The sequence below is a fragment of the Pseudomonas putida genome, assembly GCA_029953615.1.
Classification (GTDB): domain Bacteria; phylum Pseudomonadota; class Gammaproteobacteria; order Pseudomonadales; family Pseudomonadaceae; genus Aquipseudomonas.
In genome coordinates, this window is the sequence record CP124529.1 from 2,443,903 (window position 1) to 2,461,959 (window position 18,057).

The 18,057-nt window shown below is 63.0% G+C and carries 15 protein-coding genes and 2 pseudogenes; 3 read left to right on the forward strand and 14 right to left on the reverse strand.

The annotated features are described in order from the left end of the window. Positions 1-307: 307 nt before the first annotated feature. Positions 308-1,637, forward strand: a pseudogene (gltP, locus tag QIY50_11235) (glutamate/aspartate:proton symporter GltP). Positions 1,638-1,920: 283 nt separating this feature from the next. Then, positions 1,921-3,150: a nucleoside recognition domain-containing protein gene (locus QIY50_11240; protein ID WGV22686.1), complete on the forward strand. Its 1,230-nt coding sequence runs from the start codon at positions 1,921-1,923 to the stop codon at positions 3,148-3,150. A gap of 157 nt (positions 3,151-3,307) precedes the next feature. Here QIY50_11240 and QIY50_11245 read toward each other — a convergent pair whose 3' ends face one another. From QIY50_11245 to QIY50_11285, 9 genes and pseudogenes are all read right to left on the reverse strand, one after another. Then, the gene (locus QIY50_11245) at positions 3,308-3,925 is read right to left on the reverse strand and encodes an ABC-type transport auxiliary lipoprotein family protein (GenBank protein ID WGV22687.1); all 618 of its coding nucleotides are present in this window, start codon (positions 3,923-3,925) and stop codon (positions 3,308-3,310) included. Continuing rightward, positions 3,922-4,860, reverse strand: a complete 939-nt coding sequence (locus tag QIY50_11250; GenBank protein ID WGV22688.1) for an MlaD family protein — start codon at positions 4,858-4,860, stop codon at positions 3,922-3,924. The genes QIY50_11245 and QIY50_11250 overlap by 4 nt, the downstream gene beginning before the upstream one ends. A gap of 3 nt (positions 4,861-4,863) precedes the next feature. Beyond that, positions 4,864-5,655, reverse strand: a complete 792-nt coding sequence (locus QIY50_11255; protein WGV22689.1) for an ABC transporter ATP-binding protein — start codon at positions 5,653-5,655, stop codon at positions 4,864-4,866. Beyond that, on the reverse strand, positions 5,652-6,785 hold the full coding sequence (locus QIY50_11260) for an MlaE family lipid ABC transporter permease subunit (GenBank protein ID WGV22690.1): 1,134 nt from the start codon (positions 6,783-6,785) through the stop codon (positions 5,652-5,654). The genes QIY50_11255 and QIY50_11260 overlap by 4 nt, the downstream gene beginning before the upstream one ends. A 115-nt stretch (positions 6,786-6,900) precedes the next feature. Then, complete coding sequence (locus QIY50_11265) at positions 6,901-7,923, reverse strand: DUF5924 family protein (protein WGV22691.1); 1,023 nt, start codon at positions 7,921-7,923, stop codon at positions 6,901-6,903. A 143-nt stretch (positions 7,924-8,066) separates the two neighbouring features. Then, positions 8,067-9,474, reverse strand: a pseudogene (locus tag QIY50_11270) (pitrilysin family protein). Between the two features lie 31 nt (positions 9,475-9,505). Next, the gene (locus tag QIY50_11275; GenBank protein WGV22692.1) at positions 9,506-11,164 is read right to left on the reverse strand and encodes a Na/Pi cotransporter family protein; all 1,659 of its coding nucleotides are present in this window, start codon (positions 11,162-11,164) and stop codon (positions 9,506-9,508) included. A 196-nt stretch (positions 11,165-11,360) separates the two neighbouring features. Continuing rightward, positions 11,361-12,131 carry a TerC family protein gene (locus QIY50_11280; protein WGV22693.1) on the reverse strand — a complete coding sequence of 257 codons (771 nt, stop codon included), beginning with the start codon at positions 12,129-12,131 and terminating at the stop codon, positions 11,361-11,363. 71 nt (positions 12,132-12,202) lie between these two features. Next, positions 12,203-13,510 carry a CitMHS family transporter gene (locus QIY50_11285; GenBank protein ID WGV22694.1) on the reverse strand — a complete coding sequence of 436 codons (1,308 nt, stop codon included), beginning with the start codon at positions 13,508-13,510 and terminating at the stop codon, positions 12,203-12,205. A gap of 267 nt (positions 13,511-13,777) precedes the next feature. On the opposite strand from QIY50_11285, the gene QIY50_11290 reads away from it, so the two are divergent. Beyond that, positions 13,778-14,179 (forward strand): GFA family protein, encoded by a 402-nt coding sequence (locus QIY50_11290; protein ID WGV22695.1) that lies wholly within the window; start codon positions 13,778-13,780, stop codon positions 14,177-14,179. A gap of 126 nt (positions 14,180-14,305) precedes the next feature. On the opposite strand, the gene QIY50_11295 is transcribed toward QIY50_11290, so the two are convergent. From QIY50_11295 to QIY50_11315, 5 genes are all read right to left on the reverse strand, one after another. After that, the gene (locus QIY50_11295) at positions 14,306-16,261 is read right to left on the reverse strand and encodes a DUF4105 domain-containing protein (GenBank protein WGV22696.1); all 1,956 of its coding nucleotides are present in this window, start codon (positions 16,259-16,261) and stop codon (positions 14,306-14,308) included. Beyond that, entirely contained in the window at positions 16,258-16,578 is a 321-nt protein-coding gene (locus QIY50_11300) for a DUF2388 domain-containing protein (GenBank protein WGV22697.1), read from the reverse strand. The genes QIY50_11295 and QIY50_11300 overlap by 4 nt, the downstream gene beginning before the upstream one ends. A gap of 35 nt (positions 16,579-16,613) precedes the next feature. Further along, complete coding sequence (locus QIY50_11305) at positions 16,614-16,907, reverse strand: DUF2388 domain-containing protein (GenBank protein WGV22698.1); 294 nt, start codon at positions 16,905-16,907, stop codon at positions 16,614-16,616. Positions 16,908-16,995: 88 nt separating this feature from the next. After that, positions 16,996-17,313, reverse strand: a complete 318-nt coding sequence (locus QIY50_11310; GenBank protein ID WGV22699.1) for a DUF2388 domain-containing protein — start codon at positions 17,311-17,313, stop codon at positions 16,996-16,998. Positions 17,314-17,619: 306 nt separating this feature from the next. Next, complete coding sequence (locus QIY50_11315; GenBank protein WGV22700.1) at positions 17,620-17,835, reverse strand: DUF1127 domain-containing protein; 216 nt, start codon at positions 17,833-17,835, stop codon at positions 17,620-17,622. Positions 17,836-18,057: the final 222 nt, after the last annotated feature.

Sequence of the window (18,057 nt, forward strand, 5' to 3'; positions counted from 1 at the left end):
TAAATATGGCGGTTTGGTCTTGTTCGGGAATCCGAACGTTGTAAATCAAGGACTTGCGAACCTCGCGTTTTGGTCAGAAACATTATGCGTTAGCGGCATAGGGTATGCGCTTCCGGCATTAGATTTCCCCCTTGGCCATCGCAATAGTTGCCGCCTTTTTCGCTGGCCCGAGCGCCCTGTCGCTCGCCTGCGGTGTCCTTACATGAAGTCGCCGGACGGAAGCATCTGCTGCCCGTGACCTAGCCAAGGGCTCTGTTACGCGCGTTTCCGTTGGGTGCCCATGACCACTAGAACAAAGGGTAAAGACATGAAGAAGGCAAAACTGAGCCTCGCCTGGCAGATCGTCATCGGTCTGGTCCTGGGTGTTGCAATCGGCGCTCTACTGAATCATTTCAGTGCAGAAAAGGCATGGTGGATCAGCAACGTCCTCCAGCCAGCTGGTGACATCTTCATTCGCCTGATCAAGATGATCGTCGTCCCGATCGTGATTTCGTCGCTGATCGTGGGTATCGCCGGGGTTGGCGATGCGAAGAAACTAGGCAGTATCGGCCTGAAGACCATCATCTACTTCGAAGTGGTGACCACCATCGCCATTGTCGTCGGTCTGGTGTTGGCCAACCTGTTCCACCCGGGCGCCGGCATCGACATGAGCACCCTGGGTACCGTGGATATCTCCAAGTACCAGGCCACAGCGGCTGAAGTGCAGCATGAGCATGCGTTCATCGAAACCCTGCTGAACCTGATCCCGTCGAACATCTTCGCAGCGCTGATGCGTGGCGAAATGCTGCCGATCATCTTCTTCTCGGTAATGTTCGGCCTGGGCCTGTCGAGCCTGCAGGCAGAGCTGCGCGACCCGCTGGTGCGTACCTTCCAGGCGGTTTCCGAGACCATGTTCAAGGTCACCCACATGATCATGAACTACGCCCCGATCGGCGTGTTCGCCCTGATCGCCGTGACCGTCGCCAACTTCGGTTTCAGCTCGCTGCTGCCGCTGGCCAAGCTGGTGCTGCTGGTGTACTTCGCCATCGCCTTCTTCGCCTTCATGGTGCTGGGCCTGGTTGCCCGCCTGTTCGGCTTCTCGGTGATCAAGATCATGCGCATCATGAAAGATGAGCTGATCCTCGCCTACTCCACCTCCAGTTCGGAGACCGTGCTGCCGCGCGTGATCGAGAAGATGGAGAAGTACGGTGCACCGAAGTCGATCTGTTCGTTCGTGGTTCCGACCGGCTACTCGTTCAACCTCGACGGCTCCACCCTGTACCAGAGCATCGCGGCCATCTTCATTGCCCAGCTGTACGGTATCGACCTGTCGTGGAGCCAGCAGTTGCTGCTGGTACTGACCCTGATGGTCACTTCCAAGGGTATCGCTGGCGTACCGGGTGTTTCCTTCGTGGTCCTGCTGGCCACCCTGGGCAGCGTGGGTATTCCGCTGGAAGGCCTGGCGTTCATCGCCGGTGTCGACCGTATCATGGACATGGCCCGTACCGCGCTGAACGTTGTCGGCAACGCTCTGGCAGCCCTGGTCATCGCCCGTTGGGAAGGCATGTACGACGCAGCCCAAAGGTGAGAAGTACTACGCCTCGCTGATGGCCGGCAAGCAGGAAGCGGCCATGGTTGGCGAAGCTGCCAAGCGCTGAGCCTGATGTGCTGAACAAGAAGCCCCGACCTGTCGGGGCTTTTTGTTGTCTGTGCGAGTCCAGGCCGCTCGCGGCCCCTTTTCTCGATACCCTGCTCCATCCCTGTGGGAGCGGGCTTGTCGAGGCGTCGAACCGCCGCGAACACCGGCGAAGCCGGTGCCATCCACCGCGTTGACTGCTTCGCGGGCACGCCCGCTCCCACAGGGGCCTGTGTGCGGCTGCGGTCTCCAGCCTTACGCCCTGATACGCTATCATTCGGGCATTTTTCAGGGGGAACACTCGGATGCTCAACGGCCTTTGGCTTGGCTTTTTCCTGGTGGCGGCAGTGTCCGCCCTGGCCCAATGGCTGGTAGGCGGCAACGCAGGCATATTCGCGGCGATGGTCGAGAGCATCTTCGCCATGGCCAAGCTGTCGGTCGAGGTGATGGTGCTGCTGTTCGGCACGCTGACCCTGTGGCTGGGCTTTCTCAAGATCGCCGAGAAGGCTGGCATCGTCGAATGGCTGGCCAAGGTGCTGGGCCCGCTGTTTGCCCGCCTGATGCCGGAGGTGCCGCCGGGCCACCCTGCCCTGGGCCTGATCACCATGAACTTCGCCGCCAATGGCCTGGGCCTGGACAACGCCGCTACGCCTATCGGCCTGAAGGCCATGCGCGCGCTGCAGGAACTGAACCCCAGCAGCACCACGGCGAGCAACGCCCAGATCCTGTTCCTGGTGCTCAACGCCTCGTCGCTGACCTTGCTGCCGGTGACCATATTCATGTACCGGGCCCAGCAAGGTGCGGCGGACCCGACCATGGTGTTCCTGCCGATCCTGCTGGCCACCAGCGTCTCGTCCCTGGTCGGCCTGCTGTCGGTGGCGGTGATGCAGCGTCTGCGCCTGTGGGACCCGGTGGTGCTTGCCTATCTGATTCCCGGAGCCTTGCTGCTGGGCGGCTTCATGGCCTTCCTCGGCACCCTGTCGGCGGCTGCGCTGGCCAGCCTGTCGTCGATCCTGGGCAACCTCACGCTGTTTGGCGTGATCATCCTGTTCCTGGTGGTCGGTGCCTTGAAGCGGGTGAAGGTATATGAAGCCTTTGTTGAAGGCGCCAAGGAAGGCTTCGACGTGGCCAAGGGCCTGTTGCCTTACCTGGTGGCGATGCTGGTGGCGGTGGGTGTGCTGCGGGCCTCAGGTGCCCTGGAGCTGGCTCTGGACGGTATCCGTCATGCCGTGACCTGGCTGGGCCTGGATACGCGCTTTGTCGAGGGCCTGCCCACGGCGCTGGTCAAGCCGTTCTCCGGCAGCGCGGCGCGGGCGATGCTGATCGAGACCATGCAGACCCACGGCGTGGACAGCTTCCCGGCGCTGGTGGCAGCGACGATTCAGGGCAGTACCGAAACTACCTTCTACGTGCTGGCGGTGTACTTCGGTGCGGTGGGTATCCAGCGCGTGCGGCATGCCGTCGGTTGCGCGTTGTTGGCGGAGTTGTCCGGTGTGATCGCGGCGATCTTCGTCTGCTACTGGTTCTTCGCCTGACTTACCTGCTTGGTATGCGCGGGCATTTGTAGGAGCGGCCTTGTGTCGCGACGGGGCGCGAAGCGGCCCCCGAAAGTTAGCGTCAATGCAGAAATCGTCGGGGCCGCTTTGCGGCCCATCGCGACGCAAGGCCGCTCCTACAAAAGCAGGCAGGGCTTCAGTGAGCGGGAACGCTGGCTGCTTGCGCAATGGTCCAGCCCACCACCTGCCCGGTCAGCTGGTCGCAGGCCTTGCCGAAGCCGGCAACCACCGCTGACACCTGCTTGTCGACCAGCGGCTGACGGATTTCAAAGCGCTTGCTGGCCAAAATGCGCTGGTTACGCCCCTGGACCAGGCGTGCGTCATAGCGGATCACTACCTCCACCGCCCCACCCGCGCGGTATTCAGTCTGGAACGCCTGCAGCTCGCCGGCCAGCTCGTAGTCGGCCTGCAGGTTGCTGTCGTCGGCGCTCAGGCGCTGGACCTGGCCGTCACGCTGGAAACCGTCGAGCAGGCGGTTGCGCAGCAACACCGGCACTGCATCGCTCCAGCGCGCGCCTTTGTAGCTGCTGACCACATCACCCTGGGGAATCACGGCAATCCGGGGCCCGGCCAGCACTTCGCTGGCCAGCGGCTTGTTCAGGCGCAATGACCACTCCAGCGCCGGCGCCGTGCGGCTGGGCTGGTTTACCGGCAGGCGGTACAGGTCGACGGGTTCGCTCTGCGGCAGGATCGAGCAGGCACTGGCCAGGCTCAGCGCAGCCGCCAGGGCTAGCAGGCGCAGCGACGGTTTCATGGCTGGAACTCCTTGTTGTTGTCGCGGCCGAGCAGGTAGCCGCTGGGGTCGGCCTCCAGTTGCCGAGAAATGCCTTTGAGTGCGTTGAGGGTTTCGCGCAGCTCGCGAATCGCCGGGGTCAGCTGGTTCAGGCCTTGGGCACCGTCGCCGATGGCTTCGTGGTTGTCCTGGAGCAGGCGGTTGATGGTGGCGGCGCTCTCGGCCAGCGACTGCATGGCCTGCTCTGCGTTGCCGATTGCCTGTTTGCCTTCGCTGCCCAGCAGGCCGTTGGCGTTGTGCATCAGGGCTTGGGTTTCGGCCAGGGTGGCGCTGGCCTGCTTGCCCACCTGCACCAGTTGCTCGATGGCCTGGGCGATGCTGCCGTGCTGGCCGGCGAAGGCACCGGTGGTCTTGTCGAGGTTGGCCAAGGTGTTGCTGAGGTGGCCGATGTTGTCTTCGGAAAACATCTGGTTGGCGTTGTGCAGCAGCAGGTTGATGTTGGTCACCAGATCGCTGCTGTCATTGAGCAAGCGCGAAATTGGCGAGGGCGAGGCGATGATCACTGGCAGCTTGCCGTCCTTGCCTTTCAACTCGGGGCTTTGCGGGGTACCGCCGCTGAGCTGGATGAACGAGTTGCCGGTCACGCCGGCCAGGGTCAGCTTGGCCTGCGTGTCTTCCTTCACCGGGGTGTCGGCACTCAGGCGCACCCGTGCCAGGACCCGGCGCGGGTCCTTCGGGTCCAGGCGCAGGGTGGACACGTCGCCCACCTTGATGCCGTTGTACTGCACCGGGCTGCCGCGGGACAGGCCGGAGACGGCCTCGTTGAACACCACTTCGTAATCCTTGAAGGCGTCGTCGACACTGGATTTGGCCAGCCACAGGCCGAACAGCATGGCACCGGCCACCACCAGGACAGTGACCAGGCCGATAAGGACGTGATGGGCTCGGGTTTCCATTGCTCAGCGCTCCTGCCCGGCACGGCTGGCGGCCTGCTCGGCTGCGCGCCCGCGTGGGCCATGAAAGTATTCTTGAATCCAGGCGTCGTCGGTCTGTTCGACTTCGGCCAGCGGGCCGGCCACCAGGACCTTCTTCTGCGACAGCACGGCGATGCGGTCGGTGATGGTGTACAAGGTGTCGAGATCGTGGGTGATGAGGAACACCGACAGGCCCAAGGCGTCACGCAGGGTCAGGATCAGCTGGTCGAAGGCAGCGGCGCCGATCGGGTCCAGCCCAGCGGTGGGTTCATCGAGGAACAGGATGTCAGGGTCCAGTGCCAAGGCACGGGCCAGCGCTGCGCGCTTGATCATGCCTCCGGACAGCGACGCCGGGTATTTGTCGGCGGCCGAGATCGGCAGCCCGGCCAAGGCCAGCTTCACTCCGGCCAGGTGCTCGGCATCGGCGCGGGACAGCCCGGCGTGCTCGATCAGCGGCAATGCCACGTTTTCGGTGACAGTCAGCGACGAGAACAGCGCGCCTTTCTGGAACAGCACGCCGAAGCGCCGCTCGACCAGCGAGCGCTGCTCTTCGCGCAGGCCGGCCAGGTCCTGGCCGAACACCTTGATCTGCCCTTCGTTGGGCCGCCGCAGGCCGATGATACTGCGCAACAGCACCGACTTGCCGCTGCCCGACCCGCCAACCACCGCGAGGATCTCGCCGCGGTACAGGTCAAGGTCGAGGTTTTCGTGCACGCTCTGGCGGCCGAAGCGGTTGCAGATGCCGCGGGCCTCGATCACGCGTTCCTGGCCAGTCACCAGCCCATCTCCATGAAGAACAGGGCGGCCACCGCGTCCAGCACGATGACCACGAATATCGACTGCACCACCGCCGAAGTGGTGTGTGCCCCTACCGATTCGGCGCTGCCGCTGACCTTGAAACCCTCCAGGCAGCCGATGGAAGCGATCAGAAAAGCGAAGAACGGTGCCTTGGCCAGGCCGACCAGGAAATGCTGCACGCCGATGTCGCTTTGCAGCAGCGACAGGAACATGGCTGGCGAGATGTCCAGTGTCAGCGCGCACACTACCGCGCCGCCGACGATACCGCAGATCATCGCGATGAAAGTCAGCAAGGGTAGCGAAATCAACAGCGCCAGCACTCGCGGCACCACCAGCAGTTCCATTGGGTTCAGGCCCAGGGTGCGGATGGCGTCGATTTCCTCGTTGGCCTTCATCGAGCCGATCTGCGCGGTGAATGCGCTGGCGGTGCGGCCGGCCATGAGGATGGCGGTCAGCAGCACGGCGAACTCGCGCAGGAACGAGAACGCCACCAGGTCGACGGTGAAGATGGTCGCGCCAAAATCGGCCAGCACCGTGGCGCCGAGGAAGGCCACCACCGCGCCTACCAGGAAGGTCAGCAGCGCGACGATAGGCGCGGCATCCAGGCCGGTCTGTTCGATGTGCGCCACGACCGGGGTGAAGCGCCAGCGATGCGGTTGCAGGGCACGGCGCAGCAGGGTTTCCAGAACCAGGCCAACGAAGCCGAGTACCTGCAGAGTGTCTTGCCACAAGGTGCCGACGGCGCAGCCGATGCGTTCCAGCAGCAACAGCAACACGTTACGCTCGGGCTCCTTGACCGGGATGCAGTAATCCTGCACAGAGCAGTAGACGTTCTTGAGCAGTGCACGGCTGGCTTCCGGCAGGTCGTGGGTACAGCGCGACAGGCGCTCGGAGCCGAGCAGTTCGGCCAGCAGCGACGCGCCGGCGGTATCCAGGCGGCCCAGTTGGCTGAGGTCGGCGACGGTATCGGCAGCGTATTGCGCGCGCAGGCGCTCGCTCTCCCGCTTGAGGTGGGCGTAATGCGCCAAGGTCCAGTCACCGGTAATGCGCAGGCAGGCCGGTTGGTTACTGGTGTCCAGGGTGGCGTTGGGGGTGGTCGTCTGCTCCATGCTACTGACTCGGCGCTAAGGCTCAGGGGCTGATCATAGCGCAGCGGGCGTGGGCTGTTTGGTGATTATGTGCTGTCTGTTGAGGCCAGAGGGGCTGCGAAGCAGCCCCTTTCAGTCATTGCGCCTGCGCGTCGTCGACCACCTTGAAGCGCAGCACGCCGATGACCTGCCCATCCTCGGTCAGTACCCTCACCTGCCATTTGCCGACCGGGTTTGGCGGGAAGTTCTGCTTGTGGGTCCAGGCCCGATAGCCTTCCTTGCGCCCGCCGTGGATGTCCAGGGCAATGCGGTCGACCTCCTGACCGTCTTTTTGCCACACGTGGTAGATCCGCTCGTTCAGGCCGCGTGGCGCGTTGATCGCGGTGTAGGCGTACAGGCCGCTGCTACGGATGCGGCTGGCGGCGATTTCGTCCAGCGAATCACCCGGCTGACGGTTCAGCACTTCGGTACTTACCGCAACTTCGGTCATCCACAAGGTCGCTGGCGGCACCCAGGAGCGCAGCAGCCAACCCCCGCCACCGACCGACAGGGTGACCACTACCAGGGCCACGGCGCGGCGCCAGTTGTTGATCGGGAAGCTGCTGACAAGGCTGGGGAACGACAGGGCCATGGCCGCGATCAGGGCCAGCTTGAAGCTTTGCGCGGTGGTCAGGTGCAGAATGATCGGCAGCGCAGTCAGCAGGGCGGCGAACAGGGTCAGGGTATGCAGCGCCAGGAACAGCCAGCGCCGCGGTGCCAGCCACTTGTAGTACAGCGGGTCGATGATCGAAATCAGCCCGGCGGCACCGAGCAGGCCGGTAAAAACCAGCTGGCCGCTGTTCCAGGTGGTGGTGATGAAGAAGAACGGCAGCACGAAGAACAGCGATTCCTGGTGGATCATCTGTGTCGCGTAGCGCAGCAACGGCTGCGGGATTTCGCGGTTGAAGGTGCGTGCGAACAGGCCGGTGAGAGTGTTTTCCAGCATCAGCCAGAGCCAGCTGACCAGCATCAGCACGGCGATCCAGCTGGCCAGGCCAGCCTGGCGGTCGACCAGGATGAAGCTGCCGATGCCGGATAGGAAACCGCCGAGCGCGATGATGCCGGGGTAGCGTTTGAGCAGTTCGATGATGCGCTGGACGATGTGGGGGATTTGGGGCATTGGGTCTACAACAGAAAGGATGGGTGGCTGTGCCGGCCTCTTCGCGGGCATGCCCGCTCCCACAGGGTTCAGCGATAACGCGGTCCTTGTGGGAGCGGGCGTGCCCGCGAAGGGGCCGGTACTGGCAAAAGGATACCGTCGTTTCACTGCTCGCGTGTAGCACCACTCGGTTTTTCCGGACCATGCCGGCGCCAGCGCAGCAGCGCCGCTGCCAGGATCAGCCCCAGCAGCAAGGCAACCAGCCCGTAGAGTTCATCATAGCCAAGCAATGGCTTCTCGATACGTACATAGCCCTGTTCCTTGAGCAGCTCCTTCAGCGCCTCGTTGGCCTGCGCCAGACTTACCTGGCGCAACTTGCGCACCGGGTTGGCGAAGCGCCCGTCGCTATAGTCGTTCAATGCGCCCCAGTAGTAGTCGGCCAAGGCGCTGTTGCCCTGGGTGCTCCAGCTCTCCTTGGCGACACTGGCGTACTTGATACGCTCGAACGTGTCCGGGTCGAGGCCTTCCTTGCGCAGGTGGTCGAACAACTTCTGCATTACCTCGACCGCCTGGTCGATGCCCTCGCGCTCCAGGTCGGCGTTGAGGCTGAGCAGGCCGGTGTCGCCAAAGCTCTCGCGTTTTGCCGAGGGGCCGTAGGACAGTCCGTTGCGCAGGCGCAACTGGTCGTACAGCGCCCAGTCCAGATAGTGCGACAGCAGGTCGAGGGTGGCCTGGTGATCGTTGTCCAGCACCGGTTCGACGAACAACCAGTGCAGCTTGACGCTATCACCCAGCCAGCCGCGGGTCAGGTTGCGGCGCTGCTCCGCATGCTGACCGATGCTTTCCAGAGTCCGGCGTTCCTCCGGCTCGGTGGCGGGCAGTTCGCCAAAGGTGCGCTCCAGGTAGGCCGGCAGCAGGCGGTCGAGTCCGCCGACCACGATCAGGGTCATGTTGTTGGCCGCGTACCAGCGGTCGCGCAAGGTATTCACCTGCTCCAGGGTCATGTCGTCGAGGTTGGAGCGTTCCGGGCACTTCAGGCCCAGCTCGGTGGCCAGTTGGTCACTGGCGGGGTGGCCAATGTCCTGACGGTCGAGCCAGCGCTGCAGGTGGCCGTAGTGGCCACCATCCTCGCGCTCGATGATGCGCTTGGCGGTCGGCCAAGGTCTGGGCATCGATACGGGTGTCCCGAATCACCGCCAGCAGCAGGTCGAGGACCTTGCGCTGGTTGCGCGCCGGGGCTTCGATGACGAAGGTGGTGTCGGCGCTGCTGGTGTAGGCGTTCCACTCGCCGCCCAGCGATTGCAGGCGCTCTTCCAGGCCGCCCTCGCCGGTTGCGTCGATGCCGCTGAACAGCAGGTGTTCGAGCAGGTGCGGTAGCTCTTTCTGCTCGCAATTGAAGTCATCCAGGCCGACGCCGACCACCAGGCGAATCGCCACATGGTCCCGTTCATAGCCGTTTTTCAGGATGACCTGCAGGCCATTGGGCAACAGGTAACCTTCAACCCGCGAGCGGTCGAGGGCGAATGAGGGCAGGCTGCAGATCAGCAGGCAAACGAACATCAGGCAACGCATGGGCGAGCGTGGGTCCTCAGGTAGGCGAAAATCACGGCAGACGGGCTTCGTCCGGCACGCTGTCGAGCATCAGCCCGCCCGTGTCCGAGCCGCCTAGTACCACATAGGCACTGCTACAGAACAAAGAGTTCAACCGTTTCATGTCGGCGATCAGCTCCAAGTGTAGCGAACTGGTCTCGATACTTTGCACTACCTTGCGCTGCAGGCGGCTGACATGGGCATGGGCAAGGCGCCGCTCCTGGGCGCGAAAACGGCGTTTTTCCCGCAGTAGCAGGCGGGCACTTTCCGGGTCGGCACTGAGGAACACCGACAAGCCCAGGCGCAGGTTGGCCAGTAGCTGTTCCTGCAAGCCGGTCAGCTCTTCCAGGCCCACCTGGGAAAACTCCCGGCGCTGGCTGGTTTTCTGCTGCTGGACCTTGCGCAGCATGCGCTCGATCAGGTCGCAGGCCAGCTTGAGGTTGATCGCCAGTTCGATGATTTCTGCCCAGCGGCGGTTGTCCTGTTCGCTGAGGTCTTCACGCGACATCTGCGCCAGGTACAGCTTGATCGCGCTATACAAGGCTTCGGCGTCTTCGCCCAAGGCGCGGACTTGCTGCGGCAAGGCGGCCTGGGTACCGCGCAGGGCACCGAGCATGGCTTCGAGCAGGCTGTCGACGATATCGCCCAGGCGCAGGGTTTCGCGGGAGGCATTGGCCAAGGCCAGGCTTGGGGTTTCCAGCGCCGAAGTGTCGAGATGGCGTGGGCGGATCTGGCCGTTGCCGTTTTCCCGTTCGGGTAGCAGGGTGTTGCACAGCCGGCCCATGGGTTTGACCGTGGGCAGCATGATCAGACAACGCAGCGTGTTGTAGAGCAGGTGGAAGCCGATGACCAGTTCCTGTGCACTGAAGCTCAGTGAGTCCATCCAGCCCACCAGCGGGTGCAGCACGGGGATGATCAGCAGAAGGCCGATCAGCTTGTACAACAGACTGCCCAGTGCCACTCGACGCCCGGCGGCGTTTTGCATGCTGGTGCTGATGAAGGCCAGCAGCCCGCTGCCGATGTTGGCGCCGACCACCAGGCCGATAGCCACCGGCAGGCTGATCACTTCGGCACCGGCCAGCGTCGCGGTGAGCAGGACGGCGGCCAGGCTGGAATAGGAAATCATGGCGAACAGTGCGCCAACCAGGGCGTCGAGCAGGATGTCGCCGGTCAGCGAGGCGAACAGCACTTTTACGCCTTGGGCGTGGGTAATCGGTGTAGCTGCCTGCACGATCAGCTCCAATGCCAGGATGATCAGGCCAAGCCCGATGCCCACTCTGCCCAGCTGGCCGGCCCGCGTCTGCTTGCGTGAGAGGAAAAAGATCACACCGAGGAAGATCAGCAGCGGCGACAGCCAGGACAGGTCCAGGGTCAGTACCCGCGCCATCAGCGCGGTACCTACGTCGGCACCTAGCATGATCGCCAGGGCCGGGGTCATGGCCATCAGGCCCTGGCCGACGAACGAGGTGACCAGCATGGCGGTGGCGTTGCTGCTTTGCACCATGGCCGTGACCAGAATGCCGGCGACGAACGCCAGCGGGCGTTTGCTCATGTTCTGGCTGATGATGCGCCGCAGGCTCGAGCCGAATACCCGGAGGATGCCGGTACGCACGATGTGGGTGCCCCAGACCAGAAGCGTAACGGCCGAGAGCAGGTTGAGCAGGGTCAGCATGGCGACGGCCCCCTGTTGCATTGGCCTGGAGGGCCAAGAGACGAAGCGTGAGCGTTTGAAGAGTTTTCTTTGCTCACTCAAAGCTTTAGTTGTTTTGCGCAGCTGTCGCCAGCTTCGCATGGCTGTCATTTGTTTGAAATACTGCAGAAATGAAAAAGGGCCCCGAAGGGCCCTTTGTGTCCTGCACTTCCTGATCTTATTGACCCGGAATGTCCTTGCGCAGTTTCACTGGCTCATGCTCTTTGCCGTTCTTGCGGGCCAAGGCAGTGCGCATGCGGATGTTGATGGCTTCCACCGCCAGCGAGAACGCCATGGCGAAGTAGACGTAGCCCTTCGGCACATGCACGTCGAACGCCTCGGCGATCAGCACGGTACCGACCACGATCAGGAACGACAATGCGAGCATCTTCAGCGACGGGTGCTTGTCGATGAAGTCGCTGATGGTGCCGGCGCACAGCATCATCACCAGCACGGCGACAATGATCGCGGCGATCATCACCGGGACGTGGGACACCATGCCCACCGCAGTGATCACCGAGTCCAGCGAGAACACGATGTCGATGATGGCAATCTGGATGATAGTATAGAAGAACTTGCCACCCGCGCCTTTCGGCTCTTCCGCGTTCTCGTCCTCGCCTTCCAGGCCGTGGTAGATCTCTTGCGAGCTCTTCCACAGCAGGAACAGGCCACCAAAGAACAGGATCAGGTCACGCCCGGAGATGCCTTGGCCCAGAACCACGAACAGGTCGGCGGTAAGGCGCATGACCCAGGTAATCGACAGCAGCAGCATGATACGGGTGACCATGGCCAGCGCCAGGCCAAAGATCCGGGTGCGTGGCTGCATGTGCTTGGGCATGCGGCTGACCAGAATCGAGATCATGATGATGTTGTCGATACCGAGGACGATCTCAAGCGCGGTAAGGGTAAAAAAGGCAACCCAGATTTCCGGGCTGGTCAGCCATTCCATGTGTTTTCCTTCGAACGGTAAAGGCGACGCGCCCGGATCAGGGCGCGTCGCGTTAGGGAACTACGCGTTTATTAAAGACTACTGAACAGCGGGAAAATGCCCATCAGCAGCGCGGCGAGCATTATGCACACGCACACCAGCACTGCCCACTTCAAGGTGAAGCGCTGATGATCGCCGAACTCGATGCCGGCCAGGGCCACCAGCAGGTAGGTGGAGGGTACCAAGGGGCTGAGCAGGTGTACCGGCTGCCCGACGATCGACGCGCGGGCCATTTCCACCGGGGTGATGCCGTAGTGGCTGGCGGCTTCGGCCAGCACCGGCAGCACGCCGTAGTAGAACGCGTCGTTGGACATGAAGAAGGTGAACGGCATGCTCACGATCGCGGTGATCACCGCCAGGTATGGGCCCAGCGCCTCGGGAATGACCGCCAGCAGGCTTTTGGACATGGCGTCGACCATCCCGGTGCCCGACAGGATGCCGGTGAAGATGCCAGCGGCGAAGATCAGCCCGGTGACCGCCAGCACGCTACCGGCGTGGGCGGCGATGCGGTCTTTCTGCTGCTGCAGGCACGGGTAGTTGACGATCATGGCGATACTGAAGGCGATCATGAACAGCACCGGCAGCGGCAGCACGCCGGCGATCAGAGCTACCATCAGGGCCGCTGTCAGTGCGCCGTTGAAGTACAACAGTTTTGGCCGGCGTGCGTCCGGGTACTGCGAAACAGTGATTTCGCTGTGGTCGATGTCATCGGTAGGCAGGTGCAACTCGCCCAGGCGGGCACGTTCGCGCTTGCCGTACAGGTAGGCGATGGCCAGGATCGCCAGCACGCCGAACAGCATGGCCGGGATCATCGGTACGAAGATGTCCGACGGGTCCACGTGCAAGGCGCTGGCGGCGCGCGCGGTCGGGCCACCCCAGGGGGTCATGTTCATCACCCCGCCGGCGAGAATGATCAGGCCGGCCATGATTCGCGGGCTCATGCCCAGGCGGCTGTACATCGGCAGCATGGCGGCGCAGCAGATCATGTAGGTGGTGGCGCCGTCACCGTCGAGCGAGACCACCAGGGCCAGTACTGCGGTGCCGACGGAGACTTTCAGCGGGTCACCCTTGACCAGCTTGAGGATCTTGCGCACGGCCGGGTCGAACAGGCCGGAGTCGATCATCAGGGCGAAGTAGAGGATGGCGAACATCAGCATCACACCGGTAGGTGCGAGCTTGCTGATGCCCTCGAGCATCATCGGGCCGATCTTGGCGGAAAAGCCGCCGAACAGGGCGAACAGGATCGGTATCAGGATCAGCGCGATCAAGGCCGACAGGCGCTTGGTCATGATCAGGTACATGAAGGTGATGACCATGGCAAAGCCGAGGAAGGTCAGCATGGCAATACTCCTGGCGTGGCGCGGCGAAAGGAACGTCGATTCGGGCGGATCAGCGCGTTTGGCGCTGCGCGGGGAGCATGCGGAGGGGGGCTACGGAAAGTGGGGCACAGAAATACATCAGAATCACCATTGTTGTTGTTGATTGGGCCGGGCGCGGTGGTTACCGGGTGCGCTGGCTGACCGGTCTTGTGCCGGTAGTGGGGGCTATCCTATGAGGGCAAGCTTTCAGCCAGCTTTCGCCGAAGCAAAGGCGACGAGAGGTAGGTGATGCAGGATGTGACCGAGGGCGGCTGCCATTGTGGCGCCTTGCGTTATCGGCTGGAGGGCGACCTGACGGATATTGCCCATTGCCATTGTTCGATCTGCCGGCGGGTCAGCGGAGGGCTGGTGGTGACCTGGCTCACCCTGCCCCGTTCGGGGTTTAGCTGGTTGGCGGGCGAGCCGAACTGCTACGTGGCGCCGGCCAGTTGCAGCCGGTACTTCTGTGGGCATTGCGGGGCGCATGTGGCGTTGGTGACTACACATAGCCCGGAGACGGTGGATGTGACGGTAGCGACCCTGGACCACCCGGAGCGGGTCAGGGCCAACCGGCATATCTGGGTGGGCAGCCGGTTGCCTTGGTTGCATCTGGATGAGGATTTGCCTTCGGAGGCGGAGGAGAACCTGTAGGCCTTGTGCTGTCTGTGCCGGCCCTTTCGCGGGTAAACCCGCTCCCACAGGGACGGCGCAGATCTCAGGTGTTGTACAAATCCTGTGGGAGCGGGCATGCCCGCGAAGAGGCCGGCACAGTGGGCGTTACAATTGCAGGCCACCGGCGGCCTTGTGCAGTGCCCGCAGATGCTCGCCCACCTGCTTCACATTGGCCTCCACCGCCGCAATTTCCCTGGCCCGCGACGGCTCCAGCAGCGCCCTCACCTCCTTGTCCAGGCTCGTGCTCAAGCGCAGCAACTGCGCCTGCCGCTCGCTGCTGACCTGTTCCAGGTGCTTGCGCTCCTGCGGCTGCGGCAGGCCGTAGCCCTTGCTATCGAGCAACTCTGCCGGGCGGCTGAGGAAGCCACTGTTGGCAAGCATCTGCCTGAGGGTCGCATCAGCCTTGCTGACGCTGCCATCGTTCAGCGCGGCGGCATTCAGATAACGCTGCTTGACCTCGTCCTGGGCCAGCAGCAGTTGCCGGCGCAGGCTGGCCTGTTCAAGCAGCAGCAAGGCGGCGCTGGTGCGCAGGTCGGCCTGGGCGAACCAGCCCCGTCGTTGCTCGGCGTCCAGGGCCAGCCAGTCCTCGACCTTGCTCTGCCTGATGGGCAGCTGCTTCTTCAACACCTCGAACATGGCTTGATAACGGTCGCGGTAGGAGTCGAAGCGATAACCCAGGCGCAGCGCCTCGCGGGGGTCGTCGAGCACGCTGGTGTCGGCCAGCCCCCTGCCCTTGAGCACGGCCAGCAAGCCATTGGGCATGATGCTGTCGAGGTCGTTCAGGCGTGGGTTGGCGGTGCCGCTGCGCAGCAGCTTCAACGACTCCACCGCGCAGTTGTTGGACAGGAACCAGTAGTTGCCGTCGTAGCTCCAGTGCATTTCGGCGGCCTGGCGCACCAGGTTTTCGATTTCGTCGCGGCTGAGCCGCAAGGGCACCGAGGCCAGGCTACGCAGTTCGGTCTTGGTGTATTCGTCGATCACCTGGCCCAGTGGCAGCACGAACAGGCGCGAGGGGTAGGCACCGACCAGCCCGTCCCAGCTGGAAAGCTGCACGTCGTTGACAAAGGCCCGGTACGACAGCACCAGGCTCTGGTCCAGGTCCAGACGGCAGTCCGGCCCGCGTGGGCGGCCCGGCTTGCAGATCACCAGGCGCAGCATGCTGTGACCCCAGCGACTGACCAGGTTCTGGTTGGCTTCGGCGAGCAGGTAGTCCACTTCATAGACCCGCTCGGGGTCGATTTCGCCCAGTGGCTGGCGGGCGAAGTCGCTGCCGGCATTGATGAACGGCAGGCCCTTGGCGCAAGTGTCCTGTTGCGGTGCCCAGCCGAAGTGTTCGCGCAGGTATTGGTTCAGCGCCGGACGGCGGCAGCCGTAGCTCGGGTCGAGGAGGAAATACTCCATGTTGACCGCGATGTACTCCTTGGGGCTGTTCAGTTCATAGCTGTCGGGGCTGCGCACGAACTGGCCGTTGTGCTGCTCGCGCTCGCCGCGTCGGCCTACATACTGTTGCCAGCCGGCCAGGTCGAGCAGGCGCGGGTCGTCGCTGAGGGTGAAGCGGCGTTCGGCCTGGCCACGGCAGGCCTCGGGCAGGCCGACCTTGCCCAACGTACCTTGCTGGCGCTTGCAGCGTGTGATCAGTGTGTTTTCGTTGCTGGACCACAGGCGGGCGCGGTCGTAGATATGGGTGAGCTCGTGCAGCACGGTGGCCAGCAGCTCTTCGCGCACCGTGCCATGCGGGCGGTTGGTGCGCTCGGTGGCAGCACTGCCATCGGTGAGGCCGGGCAGCAGACGGCGATTGAGTTCGAGCGTGGATACCAGCGATGCCTGGCCATAGGCGTCGGCCGGCATGTTGTCGCTCCAGCTGACCCGCACGGGGCGGTTCAGCTGTTGCTTGAAGCGAGGGGGCAGCTTGCCCATGGCTTCGTCGAGCAGAGCCTGAGTGGCTTGGGCCTGCTGCGGGTCAAGGCCGGATGCCTGCAGCTCGAGCTGCAGGTCGGCCAGGGCGGGCCTGCCGAGCAACGTCAGGGCGCAGCCGAGCAGCCAGGCGCGCACGCGGTTCACAGCGCGAGGATGGCTTCAGCCAGTACCTGGTCGCTGGCATCGCGCGCTTGCGGCACGCGTTCGCGCAAGGTGTTGAAGGCAGCCTCGAGCTGGGCTCCGCGGATGTCGCCGTTGCTGGCGACAAAGCTGGCGGCGTCGTCATGGGCTTCGCGCACCACTTTGGAATCGCGGATCGAGGTGGTGGTATCAGAGGTGAAATCGATCGAACGGCCAAAGGCCCGCACGATGATATTGCTGGTGGCCACCAGGGTCTGTGCCTGGGCCAGGTCGGCCAGCAGCAACATGCCGAGGGTAGCGGCAATCAGCGGTTTACGCATGGAGCATCTCCGAAAAATACAGGGAGTCAGATGAGTTATTGGACGAGAATTGCCTGCGCCAGTTCCAGGTCGCCGACGTTATGCCGTGCGCAATTGTGGCGTAATGATTCCAGCGCTGCTTCCAGCCGCGCACCGCGGATCTGGCCGTCGCTGGCGACAAAGGCAGCGGCATCGTCCTGGGCCTGGCGGACCAGTTTGCGGTCGAACGGTGCGGTGGTGACCTGGCTGGTGACATAGCCGGTGATGACCAGGCCTTGCGTGGTGGTATCCATGGCATGGGCACTGGCCATGCCAGCAACGGCGAACAGCAACGGCAACAGATAACGCATGGTTTCTACAACAGCTGGAAACGTGGGCAACCAAGATGGGTACGGCTGTGCTGGTAATGGCCAGCACAGCCGAACGGCTCAGCGCGGGTCAGAGCGCCAGGATGGCCTGGGCCAGTTGTGCGTCGCTGGCCTGCAGGGCTGGCATTTGCGAGCGGATGTGCAGGAAAGCGCTTTCCAGCTTTGCACCGCGGATGTCGCCCTGGCTGCCAACGAAGCTGGCGGCGTCGTCACGGGCAGCCTGGACGATCTTGTCGTCACGGAACGAGGATGAAATATCGGAAGTGGCATCGGTGGACGCGGCTACTGCGCCCACGACGGCGTCAGTGGTGACAACGAAGCTGGTGGCGTTTGCGGTGCCGGCCAGGCTCAGCATCAGGGCGGCGCCAATCAGGTATTTACGGGACATGATCGTGGACTCCTGGACTAGGGTCGGGTGGTTCTGCTTTATCGGACGCTCGCACAGCTCGTCGCGGTACTTTTCAACAGTGCGTTCTAACAGACTGTTACGCCAAGCGTATCACGCGCCGGTGTTTCTGGATGTTAATGAACAGCGCGCCAACAAACTGTTATGGTTTGTTTATGTATTCTTGAAACTGTACAGGTTGGCTTGGAAAAGGCTCTATCATGCCGCCTGCAAACAAAAAACCCGTCGCAGTCACCTGCGACGGGTTTTGGGAATTAGCGGTGCCGGCCGAAGCCGGCAAGCCGGAGCTTAGCGCCAGAAAGGCTTGCTCAGCTCTTCGTAACGCTGCGACTCGCTGATACCGGCGTCGGCCAGCAGACGGGCGTCCAGGCGAGCCAGTTGACGGCGGCTAGCCATGCGGCGCTGCCACAGCAGCAGGGTGGACAGGGCGCGCAGCGGCAACGAAGCGTTGGATTGTTGGGCGTTGCTTTCGAAAACCAGACCGGAACTGAGGGTACGTTCCATGATGTTTCATCCTTCCGCTTATGGCGGGATTAGGTAGTGATTTAACTGATGCCAATGATCCTCCTCTGTCGTCCATAACAGTAGATACAGTTCAGTTGAAAGACGATGGTCCAGTTAACTGTGTAACCCTACTGTTGCACCCGAAACTGGCGCAACTGTACTGGTCCGCCCATATTTGGTGCGTTTTTAGCCAAGGGTGGGGATTTGCCAGCCGGGAAGGCG

Excerpts from the sequence above, each read along its gene's own strand:
- QIY50_11240 (WGV22686.1), top strand. The coding sequence starts at position 1,921 with ATGCTCAACGGCCTTTGGCTTGGCTTTTTCCTGGTGGCGGCAGTGTCC.
- QIY50_11245 (WGV22687.1), bottom strand. The coding sequence starts at position 3,925 with ATGAAACCGTCGCTGCGCCTGCTAGCCCTGGCGGCTGCGCTGAGCCTG.
- QIY50_11250 (WGV22688.1), bottom strand. The coding sequence starts at position 4,860 with ATGGAAACCCGAGCCCATCACGTCCTTATCGGCCTGGTCACTGTCCTG.
- QIY50_11260 (WGV22690.1), bottom strand. The coding sequence starts at position 6,785 with ATGGAGCAGACGACCACCCCCAACGCCACCCTGGACACCAGTAACCAA.
- QIY50_11265 (WGV22691.1), bottom strand. The coding sequence starts at position 7,923 with ATGCCCCAAATCCCCCACATCGTCCAGCGCATCATCGAACTGCTCAAA.
- QIY50_11275 (WGV22692.1), bottom strand. The coding sequence starts at position 11,164 with ATGCTGACCCTGCTCAACCTGCTCTCGGCCGTTACGCTTCTGGTCTGG.
- QIY50_11280 (WGV22693.1), bottom strand. The coding sequence starts at position 12,131 with ATGGAATGGCTGACCAGCCCGGAAATCTGGGTTGCCTTTTTTACCCTT.
- QIY50_11285 (WGV22694.1), bottom strand. The coding sequence starts at position 13,510 with ATGCTGACCTTCCTCGGCTTTGCCATGGTCATCACCTTCATGTACCTG.
- QIY50_11290 (WGV22695.1), top strand. The coding sequence starts at position 13,778 with ATGCAGGATGTGACCGAGGGCGGCTGCCATTGTGGCGCCTTGCGTTAT.
- QIY50_11300 (WGV22697.1), bottom strand. The coding sequence starts at position 16,578 with ATGCGTAAACCGCTGATTGCCGCTACCCTCGGCATGTTGCTGCTGGCC.
- QIY50_11305 (WGV22698.1), bottom strand. The coding sequence starts at position 16,907 with ATGCGTTATCTGTTGCCGTTGCTGTTCGCCGTTGCTGGCATGGCCAGT.
- QIY50_11310 (WGV22699.1), bottom strand. The coding sequence starts at position 17,313 with ATGTCCCGTAAATACCTGATTGGCGCCGCCCTGATGCTGAGCCTGGCC.
- QIY50_11315 (WGV22700.1), bottom strand. The coding sequence starts at position 17,835 with ATGGAACGTACCCTCAGTTCCGGTCTGGTTTTCGAAAGCAACGCCCAA.